This is a genomic window from Variovorax sp. 05T418 (assembly GCF_056396385.1).
Genome location: NZ_JBFTLJ010000013.1, coordinates 1 through 25,222, shown reverse-complemented (window position 1 = coordinate 25,222; position 25,222 = coordinate 1). Strand labels below are relative to the sequence as shown.

The 25,222-nt window shown below is 68.1% G+C and carries 30 protein-coding genes and 1 pseudogene; 14 read left to right on the top strand and 17 right to left on the bottom strand.

All coding sequences use genetic code 11. From position 1 onward, the window contains the following. Window positions 1–124: 124 nt before the first annotated feature. The 3 genes from phnN to phnF are packed head-to-tail and all read right to left on the bottom strand — an operon-like array spanning window position 125 to window position 2,218. Window positions 125–721 (bottom strand): phosphonate metabolism protein/1,5-bisphosphokinase (PRPP-forming) PhnN, encoded by a 597-nt coding sequence (gene phnN / locus AC1DMS_RS23405; protein ID WP_015866125.1) that lies wholly within the window; start codon window positions 719–721, stop codon window positions 125–127. Beyond that, on the bottom strand, window positions 718–1,443 hold the full coding sequence (locus tag AC1DMS_RS23400) for a DUF1045 domain-containing protein (RefSeq protein ID WP_015866124.1): 726 nt from the start codon (window positions 1,441–1,443) through the stop codon (window positions 718–720). Before AC1DMS_RS23400 ends, phnN begins: the two co-directional genes overlap by 4 nt. Further along, window positions 1,436–2,218: a phosphonate metabolism transcriptional regulator PhnF gene (gene phnF, locus AC1DMS_RS23395; protein ID WP_015866123.1), complete on the bottom strand. Its 783-nt coding sequence runs from the start codon at window positions 2,216–2,218 to the stop codon at window positions 1,436–1,438. The genes AC1DMS_RS23400 and phnF overlap by 8 nt, the downstream gene beginning before the upstream one ends. Before the next feature lie 75 nt (window positions 2,219–2,293). Between phnF and phnG the strand changes: the two genes are divergently transcribed. The 11 genes from phnG to AC1DMS_RS23340 all read left to right on the top strand — a co-directional run bounded on the left by phnG (window position 2,294) and on the right by AC1DMS_RS23340 (window position 11,637). After that, window positions 2,294–2,812 carry a phosphonate C-P lyase system protein PhnG gene (gene phnG, locus AC1DMS_RS23390; protein WP_015866122.1) on the top strand — a complete coding sequence of 173 codons (519 nt, stop codon included), beginning with the start codon at window positions 2,294–2,296 and terminating at the stop codon, window positions 2,810–2,812. After that, the gene (gene phnH, locus AC1DMS_RS23385) at window positions 2,809–3,441 is read left to right on the top strand and encodes a phosphonate C-P lyase system protein PhnH (protein ID WP_015866121.1); all 633 of its coding nucleotides are present in this window, start codon (window positions 2,809–2,811) and stop codon (window positions 3,439–3,441) included. Before phnG ends, phnH begins: the two co-directional genes overlap by 4 nt. 1 nt (window position 3,442) lies before the next feature. After that, entirely contained in the window at window positions 3,443–4,537 is a 1,095-nt protein-coding gene (locus AC1DMS_RS23380; protein ID WP_015866120.1) for a carbon-phosphorus lyase complex subunit PhnI, read from the top strand. After that, a complete protein-coding gene (locus AC1DMS_RS23375) occupies window positions 4,534–5,433 on the top strand; it encodes an alpha-D-ribose 1-methylphosphonate 5-phosphate C-P-lyase PhnJ (RefSeq protein ID WP_015866119.1) in 900 nt (299 codons plus the stop codon). The genes AC1DMS_RS23380 and AC1DMS_RS23375 overlap by 4 nt, the downstream gene beginning before the upstream one ends. After that, window positions 5,430–6,221: a phosphonate C-P lyase system protein PhnK gene (phnK, locus tag AC1DMS_RS23370; protein ID WP_015866118.1), complete on the top strand. Its 792-nt coding sequence runs from the start codon at window positions 5,430–5,432 to the stop codon at window positions 6,219–6,221. Before AC1DMS_RS23375 ends, phnK begins: the two co-directional genes overlap by 4 nt. Continuing rightward, window positions 6,218–6,934: a phosphonate C-P lyase system protein PhnL gene (gene phnL, locus AC1DMS_RS23365; protein ID WP_015866117.1), complete on the top strand. Its 717-nt coding sequence runs from the start codon at window positions 6,218–6,220 to the stop codon at window positions 6,932–6,934. The genes phnK and phnL overlap by 4 nt, the downstream gene beginning before the upstream one ends. After that, complete coding sequence (locus tag AC1DMS_RS23360; protein ID WP_015866116.1) at window positions 6,931–8,088, top strand: alpha-D-ribose 1-methylphosphonate 5-triphosphate diphosphatase; 1,158 nt, start codon at window positions 6,931–6,933, stop codon at window positions 8,086–8,088. Before phnL ends, AC1DMS_RS23360 begins: the two co-directional genes overlap by 4 nt. A 113-nt stretch (window positions 8,089–8,201) precedes the next feature. Further along, entirely contained in the window at window positions 8,202–9,068 is an 867-nt protein-coding gene (gene phnC / locus AC1DMS_RS23355) for a phosphonate ABC transporter ATP-binding protein (protein WP_015866115.1), read from the top strand. Between the two features lie 49 nt (window positions 9,069–9,117). Next, entirely contained in the window at window positions 9,118–10,065 is a 948-nt protein-coding gene (gene phnD, locus AC1DMS_RS23350) for a phosphonate ABC transporter substrate-binding protein (protein ID WP_015866114.1), read from the top strand. A gap of 42 nt (window positions 10,066–10,107) precedes the next feature. Beyond that, on the top strand, window positions 10,108–10,920 hold the full coding sequence (gene phnE, locus AC1DMS_RS23345; protein ID WP_015866113.1) for a phosphonate ABC transporter, permease protein PhnE: 813 nt from the start codon (window positions 10,108–10,110) through the stop codon (window positions 10,918–10,920). A gap of 66 nt (window positions 10,921–10,986) precedes the next feature. After that, the gene (locus tag AC1DMS_RS23340; RefSeq protein WP_015866112.1) at window positions 10,987–11,637 is read left to right on the top strand and encodes an ATP-binding cassette domain-containing protein; all 651 of its coding nucleotides are present in this window, start codon (window positions 10,987–10,989) and stop codon (window positions 11,635–11,637) included. A gap of 81 nt (window positions 11,638–11,718) precedes the next feature. Here AC1DMS_RS23340 and AC1DMS_RS23335 read toward each other — a convergent pair whose 3' ends face one another. The 9 genes from AC1DMS_RS23335 to AC1DMS_RS23295 all read right to left on the bottom strand — a co-directional run bounded on the left by AC1DMS_RS23335 (window position 11,719) and on the right by AC1DMS_RS23295 (window position 18,679). Then, complete coding sequence (locus AC1DMS_RS23335; RefSeq protein ID WP_015866111.1) at window positions 11,719–12,003, bottom strand: hypothetical protein; 285 nt, start codon at window positions 12,001–12,003, stop codon at window positions 11,719–11,721. Between the two features lie 131 nt (window positions 12,004–12,134). Beyond that, window positions 12,135–13,475, bottom strand: a complete 1,341-nt coding sequence (locus tag AC1DMS_RS23330; protein ID WP_015866110.1) for a type II toxin-antitoxin system HipA family toxin — start codon at window positions 13,473–13,475, stop codon at window positions 12,135–12,137. A gap of 2 nt (window positions 13,476–13,477) precedes the next feature. After that, window positions 13,478–13,735, bottom strand: a complete 258-nt coding sequence (locus AC1DMS_RS23325; RefSeq protein ID WP_015866109.1) for a helix-turn-helix domain-containing protein — start codon at window positions 13,733–13,735, stop codon at window positions 13,478–13,480. A 131-nt stretch (window positions 13,736–13,866) separates the two neighbouring features. After that, window positions 13,867–14,703: an alpha/beta fold hydrolase gene (locus AC1DMS_RS23320; protein ID WP_478080149.1), complete on the bottom strand. Its 837-nt coding sequence runs from the start codon at window positions 14,701–14,703 to the stop codon at window positions 13,867–13,869. Continuing rightward, window positions 14,704–15,408 carry an SDR family oxidoreductase gene (locus tag AC1DMS_RS23315; protein ID WP_015866107.1) on the bottom strand — a complete coding sequence of 235 codons (705 nt, stop codon included), beginning with the start codon at window positions 15,406–15,408 and terminating at the stop codon, window positions 14,704–14,706. Window positions 15,409–15,451: 43 nt separating this feature from the next. Further along, window positions 15,452–16,453 (bottom strand): NADP-dependent oxidoreductase, encoded by a 1,002-nt coding sequence (locus tag AC1DMS_RS23310; RefSeq protein WP_015866106.1) that lies wholly within the window; start codon window positions 16,451–16,453, stop codon window positions 15,452–15,454. A gap of 11 nt (window positions 16,454–16,464) precedes the next feature. Beyond that, on the bottom strand, window positions 16,465–16,971 hold the full coding sequence (locus AC1DMS_RS23305; RefSeq protein WP_015866105.1) for a DUF2147 domain-containing protein: 507 nt from the start codon (window positions 16,969–16,971) through the stop codon (window positions 16,465–16,467). A gap of 40 nt (window positions 16,972–17,011) precedes the next feature. After that, a complete protein-coding gene (locus AC1DMS_RS23300; protein WP_015866104.1) occupies window positions 17,012–17,611 on the bottom strand; it encodes a TetR/AcrR family transcriptional regulator in 600 nt (199 codons plus the stop codon). Window positions 17,612–17,695: 84 nt separating this feature from the next. Continuing rightward, on the bottom strand, window positions 17,696–18,679 hold the full coding sequence (locus AC1DMS_RS23295) for a Bug family tripartite tricarboxylate transporter substrate binding protein (protein ID WP_015866103.1): 984 nt from the start codon (window positions 18,677–18,679) through the stop codon (window positions 17,696–17,698). Between the two features lie 151 nt (window positions 18,680–18,830). On the opposite strand from AC1DMS_RS23295, the gene AC1DMS_RS23290 reads away from it, so the two are divergent. Then, complete coding sequence (locus AC1DMS_RS23290) at window positions 18,831–19,628, top strand: DUF899 domain-containing protein (protein WP_015866102.1); 798 nt, start codon at window positions 18,831–18,833, stop codon at window positions 19,626–19,628. A gap of 36 nt (window positions 19,629–19,664) precedes the next feature. Here the strand turns inward: AC1DMS_RS23290 and AC1DMS_RS23285 are convergent, their stop codons facing one another. From AC1DMS_RS23285 to AC1DMS_RS23270, 4 genes are read right to left on the bottom strand one after another with little or no spacing between them, the layout of a single operon-like run. Continuing rightward, entirely contained in the window at window positions 19,665–20,273 is a 609-nt protein-coding gene (locus AC1DMS_RS23285; RefSeq protein ID WP_015866101.1) for a TRIC cation channel family protein, read from the bottom strand. A 10-nt stretch (window positions 20,274–20,283) separates the two neighbouring features. Beyond that, window positions 20,284–20,928: an FMN-binding negative transcriptional regulator gene (locus tag AC1DMS_RS23280; RefSeq protein WP_015866100.1), complete on the bottom strand. Its 645-nt coding sequence runs from the start codon at window positions 20,926–20,928 to the stop codon at window positions 20,284–20,286. A gap of 27 nt (window positions 20,929–20,955) precedes the next feature. After that, complete coding sequence (locus AC1DMS_RS23275; protein WP_478080150.1) at window positions 20,956–21,303, bottom strand: GNAT family N-acetyltransferase; 348 nt, start codon at window positions 21,301–21,303, stop codon at window positions 20,956–20,958. Then, window positions 21,300–22,934, bottom strand: coding sequence for a Fic family protein (locus AC1DMS_RS23270; RefSeq protein WP_015866098.1), 1,635 nt, complete (start codon window positions 22,932–22,934; stop codon window positions 21,300–21,302). Before AC1DMS_RS23270 ends, AC1DMS_RS23275 begins: the two co-directional genes overlap by 4 nt. Window positions 22,935–23,507: 573 nt before the next feature. Here AC1DMS_RS23270 and AC1DMS_RS23265 point away from each other — a divergent pair. After that, window positions 23,508–23,912 carry a hypothetical protein gene (locus tag AC1DMS_RS23265; RefSeq protein ID WP_041945816.1) on the top strand — a complete coding sequence of 135 codons (405 nt, stop codon included), beginning with the start codon at window positions 23,508–23,510 and terminating at the stop codon, window positions 23,910–23,912. Window positions 23,913–24,007: 95 nt separating this feature from the next. On the opposite strand, the gene AC1DMS_RS23260 is transcribed toward AC1DMS_RS23265, so the two are convergent. Then, entirely contained in the window at window positions 24,008–24,943 is a 936-nt protein-coding gene (locus AC1DMS_RS23260) for a LysR family transcriptional regulator (protein ID WP_015866097.1), read from the bottom strand. A 74-nt stretch (window positions 24,944–25,017) separates the two neighbouring features. On the opposite strand from AC1DMS_RS23260, the pseudogene AC1DMS_RS23255 reads away from it, so the two are divergent. Continuing rightward, a pseudogene (locus tag AC1DMS_RS23255) lies at window positions 25,018–25,222 on the top strand (hypothetical protein); the annotation flags it as partial.

The window sequence follows — 25,222 nt, the reverse complement described above, 5'->3', positions numbered from 1 at the left end:
CCTGCCGCGGAACGGGTTCTTTCACTACTTTCGCGAACTGCTTAGATGGAAAGTTCTAAGACGAGGAAGGGGCTGTGCAAGCTACGCCGATCGGATTACTTCCTGCGCGTTCTGCCGCAGCCGCTCAGAGGCACTGCCATGCCTTCAGTGCCTGCTGCAATTGCGCGCCCGCGTCCGCGAGCGCCGCGTCGTTGCGGACCTCGATGGCCGCGATGCCCGGCGGCAGCTGGAAGTCGAGCGCCCGCCGCACGCGCGCATCGACCATCTGCGGCGTTTCCCGCTCGCGTGCGAGCAGCCGGCGGCGCAGCGTCTGGGCGTCGGCCGTGATGTGGGCGACCACCAGTTCGGGAAAGAGCCGCGCGGCCTGGGTCAGGTAGGCGCGCGAGCCGTTCACGATCACGGTCCTGCCGTCGCAGCGCGCGGCGAGTTCTTCGCGCACGACGCCGTAGTGCAGGGCATTGGCTTCCCAGTGCATCGCAAATGCGCCGGCCTCGCGCAGGCGCATGAAGGCGGCCACGTCGACACTGTCGTGCTGCTCGCCGCCCGGCTGTACCGCGCGCGTGATGGTGCGGCGCGCGAAGTGCACGCGGGCGTCCTGCGGCAGCTGCTGCCTCAGCCAGTCGATGACGCTGTCCTTGCCTGCGCCCGAGGGGCCGACCACGTAGACCAGGCGGCCGGCCCGCGCGGCGTTCACTGGTGCATGGCTTGGCGCTGCGCTCATGCACCCAGCGCCATCTGTTCGATGCACACGAAGTCCGCGCGCGGCTCGGGCTCCGCGAACAGGCTGATCGCGTCGAAGCGTTGCGCGGGCAGCGCGCCGAAGTGCCGTTGCGCCGCCTCGTGCAAGGCATGCACTTCGGCCTCGTCGGCCTCGCGCAGCGATCCGGTCAGCGAGAGGTGGAAGCGGAAACGGTCGAGCACGAACGGATAGCCCCAGCGCTGCAGCAGCGCATCTTCCTCGGGCGTGAGCCCGCTCGCGCGGCGGCGCTGCAATTCGGCCGGCGGCAGCGGCGCAGCGAAGGCGTGCAGGCCGGTCACGCAGGCACTCGCCATGGCGTTCAGCGCGCGGCTGGGCGCCGCGGGCACGAGCGCCAGGAAGTCGTCGAGCCGCACCACCTGCAGCGCCGGCATGTCGAAGGGTTCCCAGGCCTTGCAGATGTGGCGGATGCCGGTGCGCAGCGACGCCGCGTCCAGGTGCGAGGGCAGGGCAAACGGCGCCTTCAGCGTGGCATGCCAGCCGTAGCGCCGCGGCGCGGCCGTCAGTTCCTGCTGCCGCGCGGGCGGCAGGCCGTCGATGGCGGGTTGCGGCAGCAGTTGCCCGCTTGCCGCGCAACGTCCGAGCCAGTGGCTGCCGGCTTCCCACCACGCACCGTCGATGGCCGGCGCGAAATAGGCGGCGTAGCGATGCGCCGCGCGGTGCCTGCGGAATACGGCCTCAGTCATCGTGCGCCACCGTCAGCGAGGTGCGGTCGCCTGCGAACCAGGCCCTCGCGTATTCGATCGGCACGCCCGCGGTGTCGACGTTCACGCTCTCCACGAACAGCACCGGCCGGCTGACCGGCTGGCGCAGCTGCGCGGCAATCGCGGCCTCGGGCATCTGCGCCGTGATGCGGCTGTGGTGGCGCGTGTAGTCGGCCACGCCGTGGGCCTCGAAGCCGGCGGTGATGGAGCCGGTCTCGCGCACCACGGCTTCGAGTCCCGCGAAGCGCGGCAGCGGAAAGAAGCGTTCGCTGCAATGCAGCGGCTGGCCCTCGGCTTCGCCGATCACCTGCAGGCACAGCAGCGAACTGCGCGCCGGCACCGCGAGCGAACGCGCCTGCGCCGCGGTGGCGCGCACGGTGCTCGCGCCGGTCACGCGCAACGCGCCGCGCAGCCCCGCCAGCGCCATGCTGCGCTGGAAGCGCGGGCGCTTGGCCAGCGCGAGGTCGACCGCGAACTCTTCCACATAGGTGCCGCTGCCCTGCGTCACGCGCAGCAGCCCCTGGCTGCAGAGGTTGGCGAGCGAGCGGCGGATGGTGTGGCGGTTCACGCCGAACTGCTCGGCCAGCGCGTGCTCGGAGGGCAGGCGCTGCCCCGGCGAATACACGCCGCGCGCAATGGCCTCGGCCAGGTCGGCCGCAATGCGGATCCAGAAGCTGTCGCGTGCGGTGCGTTCGGTGGTGGTGGAGGAGGAGCGCGGAGCCAGCGCGGAGGCAGGGGTCGTCGTCGTGCTTGTCATTAAACCTACTTGCGCGCTCTCTAAGCTCGCGTCAGTTGCCGAATTTGTCTATACAACTTCAAGCGTATCACTCTCATGTTTCATGCCTTTGACACAGAACCCGCGGCCCGCCCGCTGCGCCGCGCGCAGTGGCTCGCGATGCTGGCGCGCGCGCCCGTCTCGCTGCTCGAACCGGCGCTCGCGCCCCACGCCGAGACCCCGCCCCAGTGGCTGCGTGCGCCCGAGACCGGCCTGGTGATGGTGCAGGGCCGCGCCGGCGGCACCGGCGAGCGCTTCAACCTGGGCGAGGTGACGGTCACGCGCTGCGCGCTGCGCCTGGGCGGCACCGCGCCGCAGCCGGGCGCCGCGGTGGGCGTGGCCTATGTGCTCGGCCGTTCGCACCGCCATGCACAGCTCGCGGCCGTGGCCGACGCGCTGCTGCAGGACCCGGCGCAGCAGGCCGTGCTCGATGCCCGGCTGCTGGCACCCGTGCGTGCGCATCTCGCGGCGCTGCGCGCACAGCGCCATGCACGCGCCCAGGCCAGCAAGGTCGAGTTCTTCACGGTGGCGCGCGAAGCCGGCGGCGCCGACATGGACGAGGACGATTCCGAATGAACGCCAACATGCTTTCCACCCTGGGCGCGGGATTCACCGATGCCGCGCTCGGCAGCCAGGCGGTGTTCCGCTCGGCGCTGCAGGCGCTCGCGCATCCGGGCCGCATCGTCGAGCTGCCGCACGATGCGCAGGTGCCGTCGCAGGGGCACGGCGCCTCGGCCGCGCTGCTGCTGGCGCTGCTCGACCCCGACTGCCGCCTCTGGCTGTCGCCGTCGCTCGCGGGCAGCGACGCGGCCGCATGGCTGCGCTTCCACACCGGCTGCGTGCTGGTCGACGCGCCCGCGCAGGCGCAGTTCGCGTGGATCGGCGAAGGCGATGCCTGCCCGCCGCTCGATGCCTTCGCGCAGGGCAGCGACGCCTATCCGGACCAGTCGGCCACCTGCGTGATCGACGTGGCCGGCGTGATGGACGTGTCCGCACCGGCCGAAGGAAGCGCAGCGCGCTGGACGCTGCGCGGCCCCGGCATCCAGGACCGCAGCGCCATCGCCGTGGAAGGCCTGGCACCGGCCTTCACCGCCCAATGGTCCGCGAACCACGCGCTGTTTCCGCGCGGCGTGGACGTGTTCCTGGCCGCGCCGCAACGCATCGTCGGTCTGCCGCGCACCACCCGCATCGAACAGGAGGCTTGAGATGTACGTTGCCGTCAAGGGCGGAGAAGCCGCCATTCTCGCGAGCTACCGGCTGCTGGCCGACCAGCGCCGCGGCGACACCGGCACGCCGGAGCTGTCGGTGCGCCAGATCCGCGAGCAGCTGAAGCTCGCAGTCGACCGCGTGATGACCGAGGGCTCGGTCTACGACCCCGAACTGGCCGCGCTTGCGATCAAGCAGGCCTCGGGCGACATGGTGGAGGCCATCTTTTTGCTGCGCGCCTACCGCGCGACGCTGCCGCGCCTCGGCCACAGCGTGGCGCTCGACACCTCGCGCATGGCGCTGGACCGCCGCATCTCCGCCACCTTCAAGGACCTGCCCGGTGGCCAGGTGCTGGGCGCGACGCACGACTACACGCAGCGCCTGATCGACTTCACGCTGCTGGCCGAGGGGCGGCAGCAGGCCGCGCCGGCGCCCGCGGCCGATGCGGCCACGCCGCCCGCCGCAGTCACGCCGCGCGTGGTCGATCTGCTGAACCAGGAAGGGCTGATCGAAACCCGCCCTGTGCCGCCCGGCGACCCGGCACCGGTGGACCTCACGCGCGCGCCGCTGCGCTTTCCGGCCGACCGGGCCACGCGGCTGCAGAACCTCGCGCGCGGCGACGAGGGCTTTCTGCTGGCCATGGCCTATTCCACGCAGCGCGGCTACTCGCACAGCCACCCGTTCGTGGGCGAGATCCGCTTCGGCAGCGTGGAGCTCGAGCTCGCGCCCGAAGAGCTCGACTTCACCATCTCCATCGGCGACCTGGAGATCACCGAATGCGAGATGGTCAACCAGTTCGCGGGCAGCAAGAGCGAACCGCCGCAGTTCACGCGCGGCTACGGCCTGGCCTTCGGCCACTGCGAGCGCAAGGCCATGGCGATGAGCCTGGTCGACCGCGCGCTGCGCGCCGACGAGCTCGGCGAACCCGTGGAGTCGCCCGCGCAGATGCAGGAGTTCGTGCTCTCGCACAGCGACAGCCTCGAAGCCTCGGGTTTCGTGCAGCACCTGAAGCTGCCGCACTACGTCGACTTCCAGTCCGAGCTCGAGCTCGTGCGGAAGATGCGCGCCGCCGCCGGCGCGGGAGACCACGAATGACGACCACCACCGAATACAACTTCGCCTACCTCGACGAGCGCACCAAGCGCATGATCCGCCGCGCCATCCTCAAGGCCGTGGCCATTCCGGGCTACCAGGTGCCCTTCGGCTCGCGCGAGATGCCGCTGCCCTACGGCTGGGGCACCGGCGGCATTCAGGTGACGGCCGCGGTGATCGGCCCGCGCGATGTGCTCAAGGTGATCGACCAGGGCTCCGACGACACCGTCAACGCCGTCAACATCCGCCGCTTCTTCGAGCGCACCACGGGCGTGGACACCACCACGCGCACGGCCGACGCCACGCTGATCCAGACGCGCCACCGCATCCCCGAAGCGGGGCTCGCCGAAGGGCAGGTGCTGGTCTACCAGGTGCCGGTGCCCGAGCCGATGCAGCGGCTGGAGCCGCGCGAGACCACCACGCGCACGCTGCACGCGCTGGCCGAGTACGGCCTGATGCACGTGAAGCTCTACGAAGACATCGCGCGCTACGGCCACATCGCCACCACCTACGACTACCCGGTGCTGGTGAACGGCCGCTACGTGATGTCGCCGTCGCCGATCCCCAAGTTCGACAACCCCAAGATGCACATGAATCCGGCGCTGCAGCTGTTCGGCGCCGGCCGCGAGAAGCGCATCTACGCCGTGCCGCCCTACACGCCGGTCGAAAGCCTGAGCTTCGAGGACCACCCCTTCGAGATCCAGCGCTGGGACACGCCCTGCGCGCTGTGCGGCGCGACCGACAGCTTCCTCGACGAAGTGATCACCGACGACCGGGGCGCGCGCATGCACGTGTGCTCCGACTCCGACTACTGCCAGTCGCGGCAGCAGGCGGATGCTGCCACTTCGTCCGACCCCGTGACCGATTCGGCGGCCAGCGTGGACGGAGCCCTCGCATGAGCACGACGCAAGTCTCCTCGCTCCCGCTGCTGCGCGTGCGCGGCGTCGGCAAGCGCTACGGCGAGCGCGTGGCGCTGCACGACGCCTCCTTCGACCTCTGGCCCGGCGAGGTGCTGGCGGTGGTCGGCGAATCGGGCTCGGGCAAGTCGACTCTGCTCGACGCCATTGCCGCGCGCAGCCGCCCCGACGCCGGCAGCGTGCAGTTCCACGTGCGCGGCGGCGGCCTGCAGGACGTGTTCGCGATGACCGAGGCCCAGCAGCGGCTGCTCTCGCGCACCGACTGGGGCTTCGTGCACCAGAACGCGGCCGACGGCCTGCGCATGGATGTCTCGGCCGGCGCCAACGTGGGCGAGCGGCTCATGGGCCTGGGCGAGCGGCACTACGGCCACGTGCGCGCCACCGCGGCCCACTGGCTGCAGCGCGTGGAGATCGATCCGGCGCGCATCGACGACACGCCGCGCACCTTCTCGGGCGGCATGCGCCAGCGCCTGCAGATCGCGCGCAACCTGGTCACGCAGCCGCGGCTGGTGTTCATGGACGAGCCGACCTCGGGCCTCGATGTGTCGGTGCAGGCCCGCCTGCTCGACCTGCTGCGCCAGCTCACGCGGCAGATGCAGCTCGCGGCCATCGTCGTCACGCACGACCTGGCGGTGGCGCGGCTGCTCGCGCACCGCATGGTCGTGATGCAGCAGGGCCGCGTGGTCGAGACCGGCCTCACCGACCAGGTGCTGGACGACCCGCAGCACGCCTACACCCAGCTTCTCGTTTCCTCGGTGCTCCAACCATGACGACCCCCTTGCTTCTTCTCCAGGGCGTGGCCAAGCGCTTCACGCTGCACCACCAGAACCAGCTGGAGCTGCCGGTGTTCGACGCGGTCGACCTCCGCGTGAGCGCGGGCGAATGCGTGGTGCTCGACGGCGCCTCGGGCCTGGGCAAGAGCACGCTGCTCAAGCTCATCTATGCCAACTACCGCGCGAGCGCGGGCCGCATCACGGTGCAGGCGCCGGCCGGCCCGGTGGACCTGACCGAGGTGGCGCCGCGCGAGCTGGTGCGCCTGCGGCGCGACACCATCGGCTACGTGAGCCAGTTCCTGCGCGTGATCCCGCGCGTGCCCGCGCTCGACGTGGTGGCCGAGCCGCTGGCCGAGGACGCCGGCGACGACCCCGCGGGCATCGAGGCCGCGCGCGCCGAGGCCCGCCTCTGGCTCGCGCGGCTGCGCATTCCGGAGCGCCTGTGGCACCTGCCGCCCGCCACCTTCTCGGGCGGCGAGCAGCAGCGCATCAACATCGCGCGCAACATGATCAAGCCCAAGCCGCTCTTGCTGCTGGACGAGCCCACCGCCTCGCTCGACGCCGCCAACACGGCCACGGTGATCGAGTTGATCCGCGAGGCCACGGCACGCGGCGCGGCCATCGTCGGCATCTTCCACGACGCCGAGGTGGGCGCGGCCGTGGCCACGCGCCGCGTCAACGTGGGCGACTTCAGGAGCACCCGGCCATGAGCGCAGCACCCATCGTCTTTTCCAATGCGCGCATGGTGCTGCCCGGCGAGGTGGTGCACGGCGCGCTCTCGGTGGCCGGCGGGCGCATCGAGGCGCTGGACGGCGGCGCCACCGCTGCGGGCACCTTCGACCTCGAGGGCGACTACCTGTTTCCGGGCCTGGTCGAGGTGCACACCGACAACCTGGAGCGGCACCTGATGCCGCGCCCCAAGGTGCAGTGGGCCGAGATGCCCGCGCTGCTCGCGCACGACGCCGAGGTGGCTGCCGCCGGCATCACCACGGTGTTCGATGCGCTGGGCGTGGGCGAGGCTGACCCCGAGAGCCTGCGCGGCAGCACCTGGGACACGCTGCTCGACGTGCTCGACGGCTGCATCGAGAGCGACCTGCTGCGCGCCGACCACCACCTGCACGTGCGCTGCGAACTGCCGGCGCCCAACACCATCGAGCTGTTCGAGCCGTTCCGCAAGCATCCGCGCCTGTCGATGATCTCGCTCATGGACCACACGCCGGGCCAGCGCCAGTGGGAGAACATCGAGGTTGCGCGCATCTACTACACCGGCAAGAAGGGCTGGAGCGACGACAAGTTCGACCGCCGCGTCTCCGAGGCCGTGCTGCTGCAGACACGCTATGCCGAGCCGCACCGCCGGCACTTCGTCGAACATTGCCGCGCGCATGGCATTGCCCTGGCGAGCCACGACGACACCACCGTGGCGCACGTCGAGCAGGCGCATGCGGAGGGCGCCAGCATGTCGGAATTCCCGACCACGCTGGCGGCCGCGCGAGCGGCCCGCGAACGCGGCCTCGCCAACATCATGGGCGGGCCGAACGTGGTGCGGGGCGGCTCGCACTCGGGCAACGTGGCCGCGGCCGAGCTGGCGCGCCAGGGGCTGCTCGACATCCTTTCTTCCGACTATGTGCCCGGCAGCCTCATGAGCGCAGTCATGCGGCTGGTGGACGAGGGCATCTGCACGCTGCCCGAAGCGGTGGCGATGGTGAGCCGCGCCCCCGCGCGCGCGGCCGGCCTGGACGACCGCGGCAGCCTGGCGCCGGGGCTGCGCGCCGACCTGGTGCAGGTGCGCATCACCCAGATGGCCGACGGTGCCAGGCACCCGGTGGTGCGCGGCGTGTGGCGCCAGGGTCGGCGCGTGATCTGAGGGCGTCTTCGGGGGGCGTTGCCGTGGCTGTCGCCGCAATGTCGCGCAGCTGTCGCGCGCATGTCACGGCGCCTCGCGAGACTTCACTTGTCTAGACGACTTTGGAATCCAAGATGACCGGTGTCCTGCGCATCCACCAACTGAACAAGCACTTCGCCAACGGCCGGCATGCGCTGCGCGACGTCAACCTGGCCGTGAACCGCGGCGAGATGGTGGCGTTGATCGGCGCCTCGGGCTCCGGCAAGTCCACCTTGCTGCGGCACGTGGCGGGCCTCGTGGCCGCCGATGGCGGCACCGATTCGCTGATCGAGATCGACGGCTGCTGCGTGCAGAAGGGCGGCCGCATCCACCGCGACATCCGCAAGGTGCGCTCGCAGGTCGGCTTCGTGTTCCAGCAGTTCAACCTGGTGGCGCGGCTGCCGGTGCTGGTGAACGTGCTCGTCGGCTCGCTGCACCGCATGCCGTGGTGGCGCAGCTGGCTGCGCATGTTCACGGCGCAGGAGCGCGCGCTGGCGCTGGAAGCGTTGGGGCGCGTGGGCATTGCCGACTGCCATGCGCAGCGCGCCTCCACGCTGTCGGGCGGCCAGCAGCAGCGTGCGGCCATTGCGCGCACGCTGGTGCAGGGCGCCAAGGTGGTGCTGGCCGACGAACCCATTGCATCGCTCGACCCCGAGTCCTCGCGCAAGGTGATGGAGATCCTCGCGCGCATCAACCGCGAGGACGGCTGCACCGTCATCGTGTCGCTGCACCAGGTCGACATCGCGATGAAGTACTGCCCGCGCGTGGTGGCGCTGAACCAGGGCCAGGTGGTGTTCGACGGGCCTTCCTCGGCACTGACGCCCGCGCTGCTGCGCGACCTGTATGGCGTGCAGGCCGACGAGCTGCTGCGGCCCGCCGCGCCGGCCGCAGTGCCCGAAGGCGCCAACGTGCACGTGCTGAACCCTGCTGCTCCCGTGTCGTGGGCGGCGCAAGCCGCGTAGCCCGCGACGAACACATCTTTCCACCCTTTCAATTCTCCTGGAGCCATCCATGATCAAGAAACTCATTGCCGCCACCGTGCTGGGCCTCAGCCTGGCCGGCGCATCCGTCGCGCAGGACATCAACTTCGGCATCATCTCGACCGAGGCGACGCAGAACTTGAAGGGCGACTGGCAGCCGCTGATCGACGACATGAGCCGCCAGACGGGCCTCAAGGTCACGGCCTTCTTTGCGCCCGACTACGCCGGCATCATCGAAGGCATGCGCTTCAACAAGGTGCACATCGGCTGGTTCGGCAACAAGTCGGCCATGGAAGCGGTCGACCGCGCGGGCGGCGAAGTGTTCGCGCAAATGGTCAACGCCGACGGCACGCAGGGCTACTACTCGCACCTGATCGTCAACCGCGAGAGCCCGCTCAACACGCTCGACGACGTGCTCAAGAACGCGAAGAACCTGAGCTTCGGCAACGGCGATCCCAACTCGACCTCGGGCTACCTGGTGCCGGGCTTCTACGTCTTCGCGCAGAACAAGCTCGATGCCAAGTCGATCTTCAAGGTCACGCGCAGCGCCAACCACGAGACCAACGCGCTGGCCGTGGCCAACAAGCAGGTCGACGTGGCCACCAACAACAGCGAGAACCTCGAGAAGGTGAAGGAGCGCTTCCCCGAGAAGTTCAAGGACATCAAGATCGTCTGGACCTCGCCACTGATTCCGCTCGACCCGCTCGTCATGCGCAAGGACCTGCCCGAGGCGACCAAGGCCAAGCTGCGCAACTTCTTCTACAACTACGCCAAGTCCGATCCGCGCGAGAAGGAGATCGTCATGAAGATCTCGAAGCTCTCGGGCTTCAAGGAATCGAGCGACAAGCAGCTGCTGCCGATCCGCCAGCTCGACCTGTTCGGCCAGCGCACCAAGATCGAGGCCGACGCCGTGCTCGGCGACGCCGACAAGAAGGCCAAGCTGGCCGACATCGACAAGAAGCTGGCCGCGCTGAACTGAGCGCCCGCCACTTTTCTTTGCCGCTGCACTGCTGTGTCCGCCATGCAACCCACGGTCCATATCGTCCGCCCGAGCCTGGCGCCTGCGGCGTCCGCCGCTCCCAAGCGCAGCCTCGCCTGGCAGCTCTCATGGGCGGGCCTGCTCATCTTGCTGGCCGCGTCCTGGAAGGGCGCCGACATGCGTCCGTTCGAACTCTGGCGCGATTCCGGCAACATTGCCACCTACGCGGCCGAGTTCTTTCCGCCGAATTTCACGCAGTGGCGCATGTACCTGCAGGAGATGGTCGTCACCTTGCAGATCGCGCTGTGGGGCACGGCGCTGGCCGTGGTCACCGCCGTGCCGCTCGCGTTGCTGGCTTCCGCCAATATCGTGCCCTGGTGGATCTACCAGCCGATGCGCCGCCTCATGGACAGCTGCCGCGCCATCAACGAGATGGTGTTCGCGATGCTGTTCGTGGTGGCCGTGGGCCTGGGCCCCTTCGCCGGCGTGCTGGCGCTGTGGGTGCATACCACCGGCGTGCTGGCCAAGCTGTTCGCCGAAGCCGTGGAAGCCATCGACCCGCAGCCAGTGGAAGGCATCCGCTCCACGGGCGCCAGCGCGCTGCACGAGATCGTCTACGGCGTGCTGCCGCAGGTGATGCCGCTGTGGATTTCGTATGCGCTGTACCGCTTCGAGTCGAACGTGCGCTCGGCCTCGGTGGTGGGCATGGTGGGCGCGGGCGGCATCGGCGTGGTGCTGTGGGAAATCATCCGCGGCTTCCAGTACGCCGAGACCTGCGCGGTGATGCTGATCATCGTGGTGAGCGTGAGCGCCATCGACCTGGCGTCGGCGCGCATCCGCAAGTTCCTGATCTGAGCTGAGCTGAAGGCGGGTGGAGGCGCCGGGGCCGAGGCAGAATCCGGCGAGGACTTCCGCACGCACATGAACACCCCGACATCACCCGCCATCCTCCAGGTCCACGACCTGGGCTTTGCCTACCCGGGCCAGCCCGCACTTGCATCCGGCTGGTGCGCTTCGGTGGGCGAGGGCGTCACGCTGCTGCATGGCGACACCGGCAGCGGAAAGTCGACCCTGCTGCGCGTGATCGCGGGCGCGCTGCCTCCGGCTTCCGGAAGGCTGACGCTCGCGGGCGCGCGGCTCGATGCAGAGCCCGAGGCCTACAGGCGCAACGTGTTCTTCTGCGACCCGGCCGCCGAAGCTTTCGACCAGCTCACCGCGCGTGCATGCACCGCCACGCTGAGCGAAGGTGATGCGGGCTTCGATGCGGCGCTGTGGCAGGTGCTGGTCGAGGGTTTCTCGCTGGCGCCGCACATCGACAAGCCGATGTACATGCTCTCCACCGGATCGAAGCGCAAGGTGGGTCTGGCGGCCGCGCTGGCTTCGGGCCGCGCGCTGGTGCTGCTCGACGAACCCGAAGGTGCGCTCGACGCGCGGTCGATCGGGTGCCTGTGGAAGGCCATCGCATCGCGGGCCGGGCGCGCGGGTCACGCGATCGTCATTGCGAGCAGTGCGCGGCTCGACCACGTTCCGCAGGTTCCGCTCGCCGGGTGCATCGAGTTGCCGCTTGGTTGACGGGCCAGTCCGGAAGGCTCATTCCGGAGCGCCGACTCCCGAGCCATCGTCGTCGGCGAAAGCGCAGGCCAGCGCTCGCGCTCAGCGCCGATACGGATTGTGGGGGCGGCGGTCGTAGCGATCGGGCACGCCGTCGCGGTCGCTGTCGCGGCGCGCATGGCGGTAGTCGGCGCGGTGGCCATGACGATAGTCGGCATGGCGGTCGTGGCCGTGCCGTATCACGTGCCGCGGCGGGGGCGGCGGAACAACGACCACGTGCGGGCGATAGCCGTGGTCACCAAGGTGCGGCTGCGCTTGCGCAGGAGCACTCAGGGCGGCCAGAGAGAGCAGGGTGGCCGCAGCCAATGCGAGGGACAACTTCTTCATTGCAACTCCTTCGAGTCGTTGTATTCAGGAGTTCCCATGCTGAGGGCGCCATGTGAAGGGCCGGTAAGGCTGCGGCGAATTTCCGATGAACTTTTTTGCGGGGCATTGCGGCATGCGCAGGCGTCGCCTCCCTAGACGGGCGGCATTCCCTTCAGCGCCCTCGCGGAGCGGGCGAGCCCTTCGAGGATCCGGCCCGACACCGCTACCGGAAACTGCGCGGGCAGGCGCGCGGCGATCCGATCGATCACGCCGGGCGTTGCCGCCAGCACGCGCTGGATGATGTTCTCGGCATCCGGGTCGTAGTGGCACTTCTGTGCCATGGCGTTGAAGTGGCGCCGCTGGATGGTCTTGAAGTGGTAGTGCCTGCTCTTGCCGGACAAGGCCATCGCGAGCTTGGCCTCGTGCCTGGAAAACTGGTTCGGGCCGTTGCCTTCCAGGGGCCAGATGGACATCACGTCGTAGAGGGGCGTCAGCCTGTAGCGGCCCATCGGGAGCCAGGCGATGCTGAAGTTCTTGGCATGCCCGTCGGGCGCGCCCAGCATCCAGAAGAGCAGCTGCGCGGTGAGGAGCGTTGCCAGGTCTTCCTGGGCGTTGACTGAGTTGCGCAGCACGTCGGCGAGGTCGGTCATTCCCGGTCCGCCGTCCGCTTCGTATTTCAGGTGCGACGGCTTGCCGAGGGCCTGGCAGAAGTCTTCCTGCGGCAGGCGCAGCCACCAGTTTCCGGAGGAGTGCAGCCGGCGGTCGAAGCGCTCGACGGCCAGCACCTTCTGCGAACCGAACCGGAGCATCGCGGTGCGGGGCACGGGAAGGCCGTACGCCTGGAGGATGTTCAGGCAGAGCCACTCGTTCTCCACCGAGGTGCTGAAGTCGGCCTTGCGATGGCCGACCAGGCCCAAGGGCAGCTTCAGGATATGCGTGGTGGGGGTCGAGCCCTGCGGGCGCAGCCACTGGCCCTCGTGCCACAGAAGCGCGGTTTTCTCCTGGGCGCCGGCCAGCGAGATGCGCAGTTCGTCGCCAGGCACGGCCTGCGCGGCGAACCTGCCCGGATCGACCGTCTGCAGCAGCAGCCGCTCGACGCCGGCTTCGCTCATCGGTTCGCCCTCGATGCGTTCCACATCGGCCGGGCTGGCGTTCTCTCCCAGCAGCTGGATGGCGCCCACGCAATCCCTGCCGATCGCCTGCAGCAGGTCGAAGGCCTGCGTCGTCTGCGTGCCGAAGCGGCTCGCGATGCGCTGGCGTATGGGCAGGCTGTCCGGCAGCAGGTTGTCGAAGTAGTTGCTGACGACCGCGCCCTTGTGGGTGAAGCCGCGCACCAGCGGCAACGAAAGCGAGAGCGGGCGCCCGGCGGGCGAATCGGCCCAGGCATCGTCATAGCGCAGTTCGTCCGCCCCGTGCGCGGGAATGCGCCAGCTGCCGACCCGTTCACCGTTGGCCCAGATGGAAAGGGCCTGCAGGCCCCGTGTGCGCGCCATGCTCACCACTCCTGGGAAGCTGCCTGGCTGCCGGTGGGCGCGGGCTTCCTGGAGCCCACCACCATCTCGAGGCCCAGCACGCCGAAGATGGCCAGCAGCTGCTCCAGGCTCAGCGAGCCAGGGTTGAGTTCCATGTGGGACATCCGGCTCTGGCTGATGCCGAGCCGCTCGGCCAGCTTGACCTGCGAAATGCCCGCTTCCTTGCGCGCGGCCTTGAGCAGCGCGCCGAGCTGGGAGGGAACCGAAAGGACCTGCTGCATGTGAATACCAATGAGGTTGGTATCCTGAGATTACCTATGTCATGGGTATTTGTCAAAAACCCATCACATGGGTAATCTCGCAAATACCCATGCGATGGGTATCCGGCCGGAGCGCGGCCGCCCTCGAAATCCTACCGGCCCAGGAACTCGATCGCCTTGGGCACGAAGTCCGCATGGAACTGGAACAGGCCGCCGTGGCCGGCATCGGGGTAGATGATCAGCGTGCTGTTCGGAAGCCGCCGCGCCAGTTCGTGCGAGTTCGCGGTCGGGACCATCCGGTCGTCGTCGCCGTTGACGACGAGCACGGGCTGCTTGACCACCGAAAGGTCGGCCGGGCGTTTGCGGCCCCAGGCCTTCACCGCCCGCAATTGCGCCAGGTACGCGGCGATCGTGATCTCCTTGTCGCGGTTCTCGGTGCGTTCCTTCAATCGCGCGAGAAAGGCCTTGCCGGCTTCGATGCCGCCCGGCGTGCGCGTGAAGAACAGGAACTGCTTGGGGTCCTGGCCGGTGAAGAGGCCGCGCAGCAGGTCCCAGTGCGCGACCCTCGCCACCGTGCTGATGCCCTCGCCGCCCGCGGGGCCGGTGGCTGCGAGGATCATCTTGCGCACGAGCTGCGGCGCCTTCAGCACGATGTCCTGGGCGATCATTCCGCCCATCGAAAGGCCGAAGAGATCGACCTGCGCGAAGCCCATCGCCTCGATGAAGGCGATGGCGTCGCTGGCCATCTGCTCCACCGAATCGGACGGCGAACCGCTGGATGCGCCGACGCCGCGGTTGTCGAAGGCGACCACGTGGTGCCTTGCCGCGATGCCGTCCATGATGCGCGGGTCCCAGTTGTCCAGGACGGCGGCCAGGTGCACGAGAAACACCACCGGTGTCCCGCCATGGTGCGCGCCCAGCTCCCGGTACGCAAAATCCACGCCCCCGGCGGAGATGGATTTCGTTGGAACGTCCGCCCAGCGGTGCACTCAGGCCACCTGCGGAAGGTAGCTGGGCCTGGGCGCCGTCATCCCTTGCTTGACCTGCTGCGTGAGCTCGTCGGCCAGCACCTCGTCGAGGCCCGACTCGAGCCCGTCGAGCGCACGCTTCACGATGTCTTCAGGGCTCGTCTTCGGCACATCGAAGCCGCGCGTGAGATCGGTATCGACATAGCCCATGTGCAGCGCCAGCACCTGCGTCTTCTGCGCCAACAGTTCGCTGCGCAGGGCATTGGTAAGCGACCACGCGGCCGACTTGCTGGCCGAATAGGCCGCCAGCTCGCCGCCGTTCACCCACGAGGCAATCGACAGGACGTTGAGCAGCGCGCCGCCGCCATTGGCCTTGAGAATGGGCGCGAAGGCCTTGCTCATGCGCAGCACGGCAAAGAAATTGGTTTCGAAGATTTGCCGTGCGACCTCTTCGCTGTCGGCCGCGAGAAAGCCGCCCGCCTGGGCAATGCCGGCGTTGTTGACCACCAGCGTCACATCGGACGCCAGCGCCGCGGCAGCCGCCACGTCTTGCGGATTGTTGACGTCCAGGCGCAGCGCCTGGACGCCGGCCTGGGTCACGGTTTCAGGGTTGCGGGCGCCCACGTAAACCTTGCGGGCGCCGCGGGCCAGCAGCTCACGCGCGAATGCCAGGCCGATGCCGCGATTGGCGCCCGTGACGAGAGCGACGGAATTTTCGATCTTCATGAGGAATCTCCGGGAAAAGAAGGGAACGGGAAATGAACAAGGCTCACTTGAGCTTGACGACGACCTTGCCCTTGGCGCGGCCCGCTTCGACATAGGCCAGGGCTTCGTTGGTGGATTCGAACGGGAACACGCGGTCCATCACGGGCCGGATGGCACCGGCCTCGATCAAGCGCGTGATCTCGCGCAGCTGGGTACCGTTCGCCCTCATGAAGAGGAACGAGTAATCGACGCCGCGGTTTCCGGCCCGGCGCCTGATGCCCGAACTCAAAAGCCGCATGGCCAGCTTCACGAAACCAGGCGCGCCGCTCTGCTTGGCGAATGCCGGGTCGGGCGGTCCGGAGATGGAGATGAGCTTGCCGCCGCGCTTGAGCACGCGCAGGGACTTCTCGAGCGTCTTGCCGTCCTGGCTGTTCAGGACCACGTCGTAGTCGCGCAGCACATCCTCGAAGTCCTGCGTGCGGTAGTCGATGACGACGTCCGCGCCCAGGCTCTTCACCAGCGCGGCATTGGCCGCGCTCGTCGTGGTGGCGACGGTGGCGCCCAGGTGCTTGGCCAGCTGGATGGCCAAGGTGCCCACGCCGCCGGAGCCCGCCTGGATGAAGACCTTCTGGCCCTTCTTGAGCCCCGCCTTCTCGACCAGTGCCTGCCACACCGTCAGGGCCACCAGCGGAATGGACGCGGCTTCTTCCATCGTGAGGCCCTGCGGCTTGGGCGCGAGCGATGCCTCCTTGACCGCAACAAACTCGGCGAAGGTGCCGATCCGGAAATCGTCGGCCCGCGCATAGACCTCGTCGCCCGGCTTGAACTGCCGCACGCGCGCGCCGACCTTGGCCACGACGCCGGCCACGTCATGCCCCAGCACGAGGGGCAGGCGGTACGGCAGGATGAGCTTGAACTCGCCGTTCCTGATCTTGGCGTCCAGCAGGTTCAGGCCCGCGGCATGCACCTCGACCAGGACCTCGTCGTCGCGCAGCTCCGGCGTCGGCATGTCGGCCGGCCGCAGTGCGGCTTTCTTGCCGTATCGATCGAGAACAAATGCTTTCATGGTCTTCCTTGTTACTGGCGTATCCAGGTCTGTGAACGGCCCAGCATCGGCACACCGATGTAGCCGCGCACGCTGAGCTTCTTGCCGTTGTCGGTCAGGCGCACGGTGCTGCGGTAGACCTTGCCGTTGTCGGGGTCGAGGATCTGGCCGCCGGCGTATTCGCCGCCTTCCTTGGCGAGGCCGCTGAGGATCACCAGCCCGACGACCGGTGCGTTCCTGTTGGCGCCTTCGCACTTTTCACAGGTCGGGTTCGGGTCTTCGTTCGGCGCCGGGAACACCTTCTCGATCTTTCCCTGGAGGACGCCGTTCGATTCGGTGAGGCGGATCAGCGCCCGCGGCTTGCCGCTGACGTCGTCGACGTTCTTCCACAGGCCAACGGGCGATGTCTCGTCCGCCCGGGCCGGCAGCGCCGTGAGCGCAGCGGCCGCGGCGAGGCCCTGGAACGCGAGTGCGAAAAGGAGCGGAAGCGCGCGCGCCTTGCCGGCAGGGTTTTGCTTGTGTCGCATGATGTTCATCATATTTATGGGCGAGCAAAAAGGGATTCGTGCCGCGGCGGATTCAGGCCGGCGTCAAATGCTTCAGCGCAGCCTCGCACAGGCTGGCCGACAGCGCCGGCTCGTCGACCGCGCGCGCGAGCAGCAAGGTGCCGACCATGGTGGCAACGGTCACGACTGCGCGTTCATGCGCAGCGGGCTGGCCCCAGTCGGGCGACTGGCGCGCGACGAGGTCGATCATTTCCTTGAGGTGGCGGGTGGTCACGCGCCGCACTTCGGCGGCCTGGCGCGGCGTTTCCGAGCCCAGCGCGGCCAGCGGGCACCCCATCTCCGCATGCGCCACATGTTCCGGCGAAAGGTAGGCACGCAGCATGGCGGGCAGGGCCTGCCCGGAGGGCTCGTCGGAAGCGGCCTTGGCGGCGGCCGCGGCCGATTCGGTACAGGCCCGGCCCGCGGCTTCGGCCAGCATGGCTTCGCGCGAGGGGAAATGGGCGTAGAAGGCGCCATGGGTCAGGCCGGCTTCCTTCATGATGTCGGCCACGCCGGTGCCGTCGTAGCCGCTGCGGCGGATCGCACGGGCAGCCACGGACAGGATGCGCTCGTGCGAGGCCTCCTTGGCCGCTGCCCTGACGCTGTGCTTTGTGTTTCGCATGATGCGTATCATACATCTTATGCGGCCACGGCGCCAGCAGGGCTGTTGCGGCAGAGCGTTCCTGGGCGCCGCCGTGCAGGCGCCGAGGCGGTCTCGTCAGAGCTTGATGCCCGCGCCCTTGACTGTCGGGCCCAGCACGTTCACCTGCTCCTTCACGAAGCCGTTGAACATGGCGACGGTCTCGGGCTTGGCCACGATGCCCAGATCGGTGAGCTTCTTCTGGATCTCGGGCATCACCAGCACCTCGTTGCAGGCCGCGTTGAGCCGCGCCACCACGTCCTCCGGCAGCCTGGCCGGGCCGGACAGGCCGAAGAAGTTCTCCAGCACCAGCTTCGGCTGCTTGAGCTCGGCGATGCTCGGCACGTCCGGCATCAGCGGCGAGCGCTGGGTGCCGGTCACGGCCAGGGGCACCAGCTGTCCGCTCTTGAAGAAGGGGACGTAGGCGGTGATGACGTCGATCCCCACCGGAATGGTGTTGGCGATCAGGTCGGTGGTCATCGGCGCGCCGCCGCGGTAGGGCACGTGCACCATGTTGATCCCGGTGATCTTCTTGAGCAGCTCGCCGTGGATGTGGCCGATCGAACCGGGGCCGCCCGAGCCGAAGTCCATGCGGCCATCCTTGCGTCCGGCCGCCTCGAAGTCCGCATAGCTCCTGAAGCCCGAGGGCTTGCTGGCCATGATGACCAGCGGCGCGGCGCCCAGGTAGGCGATGTGGCTGAAGCCCGCCACCGGATCGTAGGGCTGCTTGTCGAGCGTGAAGGGGCCGAGCGCGATCGGCGTGGTGTTCGAGAGCATCAGCGTGTAGCCGTCGGGCGCGGCCGCGGCCACCTGTGCGCCGCCGATGGTGCCGCCCGCGCCGGGCTTGTTGTCCACGACCACCGGCTGCCCCAGCTTCTTCGACAGCTGTTCCGCGAGCAGGCGCGCGAGCACGTCGCTGGAGCCGCCCGGCGGAAAGGTCACGATGATCTTGATCGGCTTGTCGGGCCATTGCGCGAAGGCGGGCAGGGCGAGCGAGGCGGCGCCTGCCGCGAGCATGTGCAGCGCAGTGCGGCGGGTGGAGCGAAAGCTGGTGGTGGTCATGGCGTTGTTCTCTGCGGGCGGTGGGGGGAAACCACCGGATAGCAGGAACCGGGCCCGGCGCGGAAAGCCGCAATCCCGCCAAACTTGTTACTCCCGCGGCGGGGTGGGCGGTGCCAAACTTTTCTTCTCGCCCAACCAGGAGATTCAAGCCATGACGACTTCCACCGAGAACGGAAAGAAGGGCACCGCGCCCGCCATGCACACCCCACCGGTCGTTTCGCCCGAGGCGTGGGAAGCGGCCCGCGAGCAGCTGCTCGTGAAGGAAAAGGCCCAGACCCGAGCGCGCGACGCGCTGGCCGCCGAGCGCCGGCGCATGCCGTGGATGGCCGTGGAAAAAACCTATGCCTTCGAAGGACCCGCGGGCAAGGTCGGCCTGCCCGAGCTGTTCGACGGCCGGCGCCAGCTGATCGTCTACCGCGCCTTCTTCGAGCCCGGCGTGTTCGGCTGGCCCGACCACGCCTGCCGCGGCTGCTCCATGGTGGCCGACCAGGTCGCCCATGTCGCCCACCTGAACGCCCGCGACACCACCCTGGTCTTCGTCTCGCGCGCGCCGCAGGCGGACATCGCGCGGCTGAAGGCGCGCATGGGCTGGGAGATTCCGTGGTTCACGCTCACTGACAGCTTCGACGCCGACTTCGGCGTGCACGAATGGCACGGCACCAACGTGTTCTACCGCGACGCAGGCGGCCGCGTGTTCCGCACCTACTTCCTCAACAACCGCGGCGACGAGCAGATGGGCAACACCTGGAACTACCTCGACATCACGCCGCTCGGCCGGCAGGAAGTGTGGGAAGACTCGCCCGAGGGCTACCCGCAGACGCCCACCTACAAGTGGTGGAACTGGCACGACAACTACGCCGAGGAGGCCGTGCCCGACAAGAAGTGGGTCGAGATCTCCACCGCCGGCGAGGCGGCGTTCCGCGAGCAGAGCCAGAACGCGAAGCGCTGAGCGCCGCGGCGGGTGGCCGCGCCGCGCGGCCCGCGCTCAAGCCGAAAGCCGCAGCACCGGCAGGTGCCAGCCGCCGTAGATCCCGCCGAGCCGGAGCGCCACCACCAGCAGCAGCCCCGCGTGAAAGGCCCAGTGGCGCGGCATTCCGGCGGCCTGCAGCAGCAGGTAGGCCGCAATGCCCGCGATGGCAGCGGAACCATAGATGCCGCTGCTCAGCAGCAGCGGAATGCGGTCGGTGAGCACATCGCGCAACAGGCCGCCGGCGGCGCCGGTCATGGTGCCGATCAGGATCACGACGAGCGCCGGCAGGCGCCGCTCCTCGGCCACCTGCGCCCCGGTCATCGCAAAGAGCGCGAGGCCCAGCGCATCGGCCAAGGCCAGCGCGTGCTCGGGCAGCGGGAAGAAATGAACCCATGCGATGGCGGCCGCTGTCGCCGCCAGGATCGCGTACACATAGCGCACTTCGCGGATCCAGAACACCGGATGGCGGTCCAGCAGCAGGTCGCGTAATGTGCCGCCGCCCACGGCCGTGACGGAGGCGATCACCACCACGCCCAGCCAGTCGAGGTCCGCACGGCCCGCCGCCAGCACGCCGCTGATTGCGAAGACCGCGATGCCTGCGAGATCGAGCACATACAGCAGCATGGCGATCCCGTCAGCGCTGTTGCCGGGCGGCACGTTCGACGAGGCGCGCCATCGCCGCCGCGTTCTCGGTGCCTTCGGCGGCCAGCCCGCTCACGGTGCCCCACCGGTCCTGCAGGTCCTCGTCCTGGCTCGCCTTGAGCTTGCCGACCAAGCGCTCGATCGGAATCTCGATGCCCACCACGGCACGCAGCATCCTGTCGATGAAATCCGCCGGCGCGTCCGTCATCTGCCAGGGCAATTGCTTCGAGGACTCATGGGCGGCCGTGAGGCGCGTCAGCATGCCGCGCAGCCAGTGTTCGTCGTCGATGGCCCGCGCCGCGCCGTGCGCATGGGCGACCGCGTAGTTCCAGGTCGGCACGACCTTTCCGTGCGCCTGTTTGCCCGGATACCAGCCGGGCGTGATGTAGGACTGCGGGCCCTGGAACATGACCGCCGAATGCGCTGCGGCAGGCAGCAGCTTCCACACCGGATTGGCACGCGACACATGGCCCATCAGTGTTCCGAACGGGCCGCGCGACCTGTCCAGCAGGAAGGGCACATGGTTGGCGACCAGGCCTTCGCGGCCGGGCACGACCCATGCGCCCAGCGGGTGGGCCTCGATCAGTGCCTGGGCTTCGGCGGGCTCGGGCAGCGCGTGGTGCTTGGAGACGTACACGAAAACTCCGAAAGGATGGTGTCGCGGCTATTGTGTCGTCTGGAGTTCGTCTCGCGCGAACGAGACGGTGCCCTTCCGAATGACGCTGTGCACCGCGAAGCCGAAGTGCTCATAGAGATCTCGCAGCCCAAGCCGATCCGCGACGCAGTCCAGGCGAAGGTAGGGCCGGGCCAAAGCCCGTGCATGGGCTCGGGCAAACGACAGCAGCTCAGTCGAAACCCCCTTCTTCGCCCACGCCCGGCGGACGGCCAGCTTGCGAATGAAGGCCGAGGTGCCAGGTGCGATCTCGTCACCTACGCCTAGGTACCAGGCTGCCGCGACAGGTCGCCAGCGGAAATCGACAGATGCCCCTCGGAGCAACCCTGGCGGGGTCATCCAATCGGCGACCGTGAGGCCGGATCGTCCTCCGTGCCCTCTGCTTCGTGGGGCTCTGGGCCAAAGGATTGCGCAACCGCGGCAGCGACCTTCTCCCACAGCGCATCGTTCTGCAGAGCCGGAAAGCGCTTTGCCAGCTTTCCCGATCGCACCCCATCGTTCTCGCGGGCCGAGCGAATGATCGCGTCCACGTCGGCGTCCGGTCCCTCGACGAGTTCCTTCACTGCGGCACGTGCCTGGCCGAGGCTTCGAAAGAAGGAGGCTTGCGCATGCATCTCCTGCTGGATCGTGCGCTGAAGCAGCCCGGCTGTGTATTCGACATGGCTTGTCAGGTCCAGGAATCGCCAGGCCGGCCGCGCATCTGCGTACGCTTCGAAATGAAAGTTCGACATCACGCCGTCAGGTTGAACCTCTGACTCCCTCGTGAACCGGTACCGGTCGGCATACCTGCTCATCAACGGGCGCGAAAACGCCTCGAGCGCGGCGTCATAGCGTGCGCGCTCCACGGAGTGCTCCGTGATCAAGGCCGAGATTGGGAGGATGAATGGCGCATGGATTGCACCGTCTCGGCGGAGGAGATCGTTGACGAGGAACCGATGCACGCGGCCATTGCCGTCCGCCAATGGATGGATATACACGAACCCGAACGAGGCGACCGCGGCTCGCGCAGTCGGCGACGCACCATTCGTTCGTTCGACAAAGGTCCTCAGACCATCCAGCATGGGCGCCACGTCAGGCCAGTCGGGCGCGACGTAGTGAACAACGTTCTCTAAGTGCACCATTTGCCCCACGAAGACGGGGGATCGCCGAAGGCCGAACGAGGCGAGCGTGGTCACCTCGCCCAGGATGTCCTTCTGCAGCGTGGCCAGCGCATCGGGTGTCAGCGGAGCGTCGCCCGCGCCGGTGCGCGTTTCCATCACGGCGGCGAATCGTTGGACACGTGTGATCTGGTCCTGCTCGCCTTCGATCTGAAAGCTCGAGCGGCTTTCCCGCAGCGTCATCCACACTGCGCTTCTGCGCAGGACCTCCGCTCCAAACTCAGCTTCCTCTCGAGCCAACGCGCCGGCCAGGTCGAACTGAAGCCCCTCGTGATTCGCGGGCGTCAGGCGAACCGTGGGACAGAAGTCGCTGGTCCCCGGCATGTTGTCCCGCACACGCCACCGGCCCACCGGCACGCTGGTGGTCGCGACCACCTGTTCTTCAGGATCCAGGGCTTCGACGTAGTTGCCCCCGACCAAGCCGTTCTCGATCGGCAGCTCTCGCCGAGTGAGCCACTCGTAGAAGAAACCGGCCCGGCGGGCGTATTGACCGTTCGGCTCTGCACGCACCCAGTCGGCAACGACGAGCGGGTCCAGGCGTTCAAAGAGGCGGGCCAGGAGTTCGAGGTGCACGCCCTCGTGCTTGAGCATGAAAGTCAGGTGGGCCTGCAGCGTGGCAGCAGGTCGCATGTGCTCTTGGTGGACCTCCCGACGGTACCCCGGATGGTGTACGGTCTGTCTGCGGGGACCGATCTCGCTGCGGACAAAGATGGGCTGGACGAGTTCAAGGCCGAACGCGCGAACGAGCCATGCAGCTCCGATGGGATCTCCGGGGTTGCCAGAGGCATGAGGCCTGAGATTTTTCGCTTCCATGGCGCAATCCTATCCAGAAAATGCTTAGCGGCGCATAAATATGCATTGTTATGTCGCCGGTTGCATAAAAACAGTTTTCGATCGCGACTCTCTCTCCGCGAAGCTGCGAGAGCTTTTTTCCATGCAGTTCGAGAGCGTTCGCTGTCGCGAATGCACTGCCGCTCGAACTTCACCTCCCTGTCGGAGCATCCCTGGCAGAGGAGTTGGTCGGGGGCGTGCCGGCGGGCGCGAAGTAGCCCTGCCAGCTCTTCACGGCAAAACCGGGCAGGCGCTTTCGAGTGTGGACCCTGCGCGCTCGGCGACCGCCTCGGCCGTCCTCGGTGTCGTATCCAGGTTGGCAACGCCCTTGGCATCGCGCTCTCTTCGGTGCGCTGGTGTCGGGTTTGCGGGCGCAGCTGGCGGCGGGGGCGCCGGTTTCGTTCGACCTGTCGACGCCGTTTGGGCTTGCGGGCGTGTTGCTCGCTGTGGTGTGCCTGTGAGAGCTTCTTCCGGCCAGGGCCTTCGGACGCCCGCGCAGCCAACGAGGAAAACCCCATATCCATAGACGAAGAACTTCCGCACGCGAGGATGTCAATGCGCATCGTTCCCGGACAGTCGCCCGAGCGGGCGCTCGATGCGGTCAAGCGCCACCTTGTCGAGCGCTGGCCGCCCGGTGTCAGGCTCCAGATCGAGTTCCAGGGCGGCGACTCGCCCGCCTCGGGTCTCAGCCCGCGCAGCCCGCTCGTCAAGGCGGCCGAACGGGTGCTGCTGGCCGAGCACGGGCGCAGGCCGCTGCACGTGCGCCTCGGCGCCACCGTGCCGATCACCGCCGTGCTCAAGGAGACCATGGGCGTCGACACGCTGATGTTCGGCTACAACCTGCCGGACGAACCGGTGCACGCGCCCGGCGAGTTTTCCCGGATCGCCTCGATCGGGAAGGGGCTCAGGGCGTGGCCGCGAATGCTGCGAGAACTTGCCACTTTCGAACCAGTGCGGTAACTGATGCGTGCAGCCGCCTTTGGCCAGAATTTCGCAGATCGCTGTACCCAATCGCGACCGCGATGGGTGAAAAGCGATGCCGCAGTTGCGTCCGTCTAGGACGATCCTTCAGCTTGGAAGAACCCGGCGTAGTGCAAGTTGCGCAGCACGATGTCCAGGATGCGTGCCGTCATGTCGCTGCGGTGATGCGCCAGGTACGAGAAGTAGTAGGGCACGTTCGGCACCGCCGGCTTGGCGCGCAACACCTGCAGGGACTTTTCGGCGACCTGCCGGCGCGTGATCGATGCGGGCAGCATGGCAATCGCATGGCCGGAGGCGACCAGCGCCACCATGAGCGAGAGCGAATTGCAACTGCTGTACTCCTCGAACGAATAGCCATCCGAGGCCAGCCAGCGCGATGCCGATTCATGCAGGGTCGACGGCGGCGCATTGCAGACGATGCGGTGGTTCAGGGCGTGGGCCGGCAGAAAGTCTCCGTCGGGCATCATCAGGTCGTGGGCCGCCACCCACTGGTGTTCGGTCAGTCCGATGAACTGGCTTGTCACGTCGGGCTGGCTGCTTTGCCCCGTGTGCAGCGCTATGTCCAACTCGTGGCTGTTGATCTTCTGAAGCAGTTGGGCGCCTCCGCCCACCGTCAGGTCCACGCGGAGCGCCGGATAGCTGTCCTTGATCTCCTTGAGGATCTGCGGCATCCCGATGATCGCGCAGGACTCGTCCACTCCCAGGCGCACCAGGCCGGTGATGGTGCGCCGCAGATCGAGCCTCGCCATGTCCTGCGCCGACGCCAGCACGCGCTCCGCATAGACCAGCACGTTGCGGCCCAGCTCTGTCACCAGCAGGCGCTGGCTCTGGCGTTCGAACAGCTGGATACCCAGTTCCTCCTCCAGGTCGCGAATGCGGTGCGAGATCGCCGGCTGGGTCAGATGCAGGTGGCGCGCTGCTGCATGCACCGTGCCGAGACGCGCGGTCCACACGAAAGCTTCCAGCTGGTGGAGGGTGAACCGCGTTGATAAGGAACTCGAATCAACCATCGTGAGAATTGATCAGTATCGGTGCCGGGAGTGGCTGCCTACGATTGCCGTCATTCACAACGACGATATCCGAAATGACTGCAATCGAACGAGGAGAGTTGCCGCCGCCTTGCATGCTGCAACTGCTGGCCTTGCTGAAGGAGGTCGAGCCGGCCACCATCGGCCACTTTCATGATCGCGGCTTCCTGCATGGGCGGATCAAGGCCATGGCTGCGGTGGCGCGCAGCGTCGGCACTGCCGTCACCGTGCGTTGCGAGGGCTCGGACGGATCCATCCTGC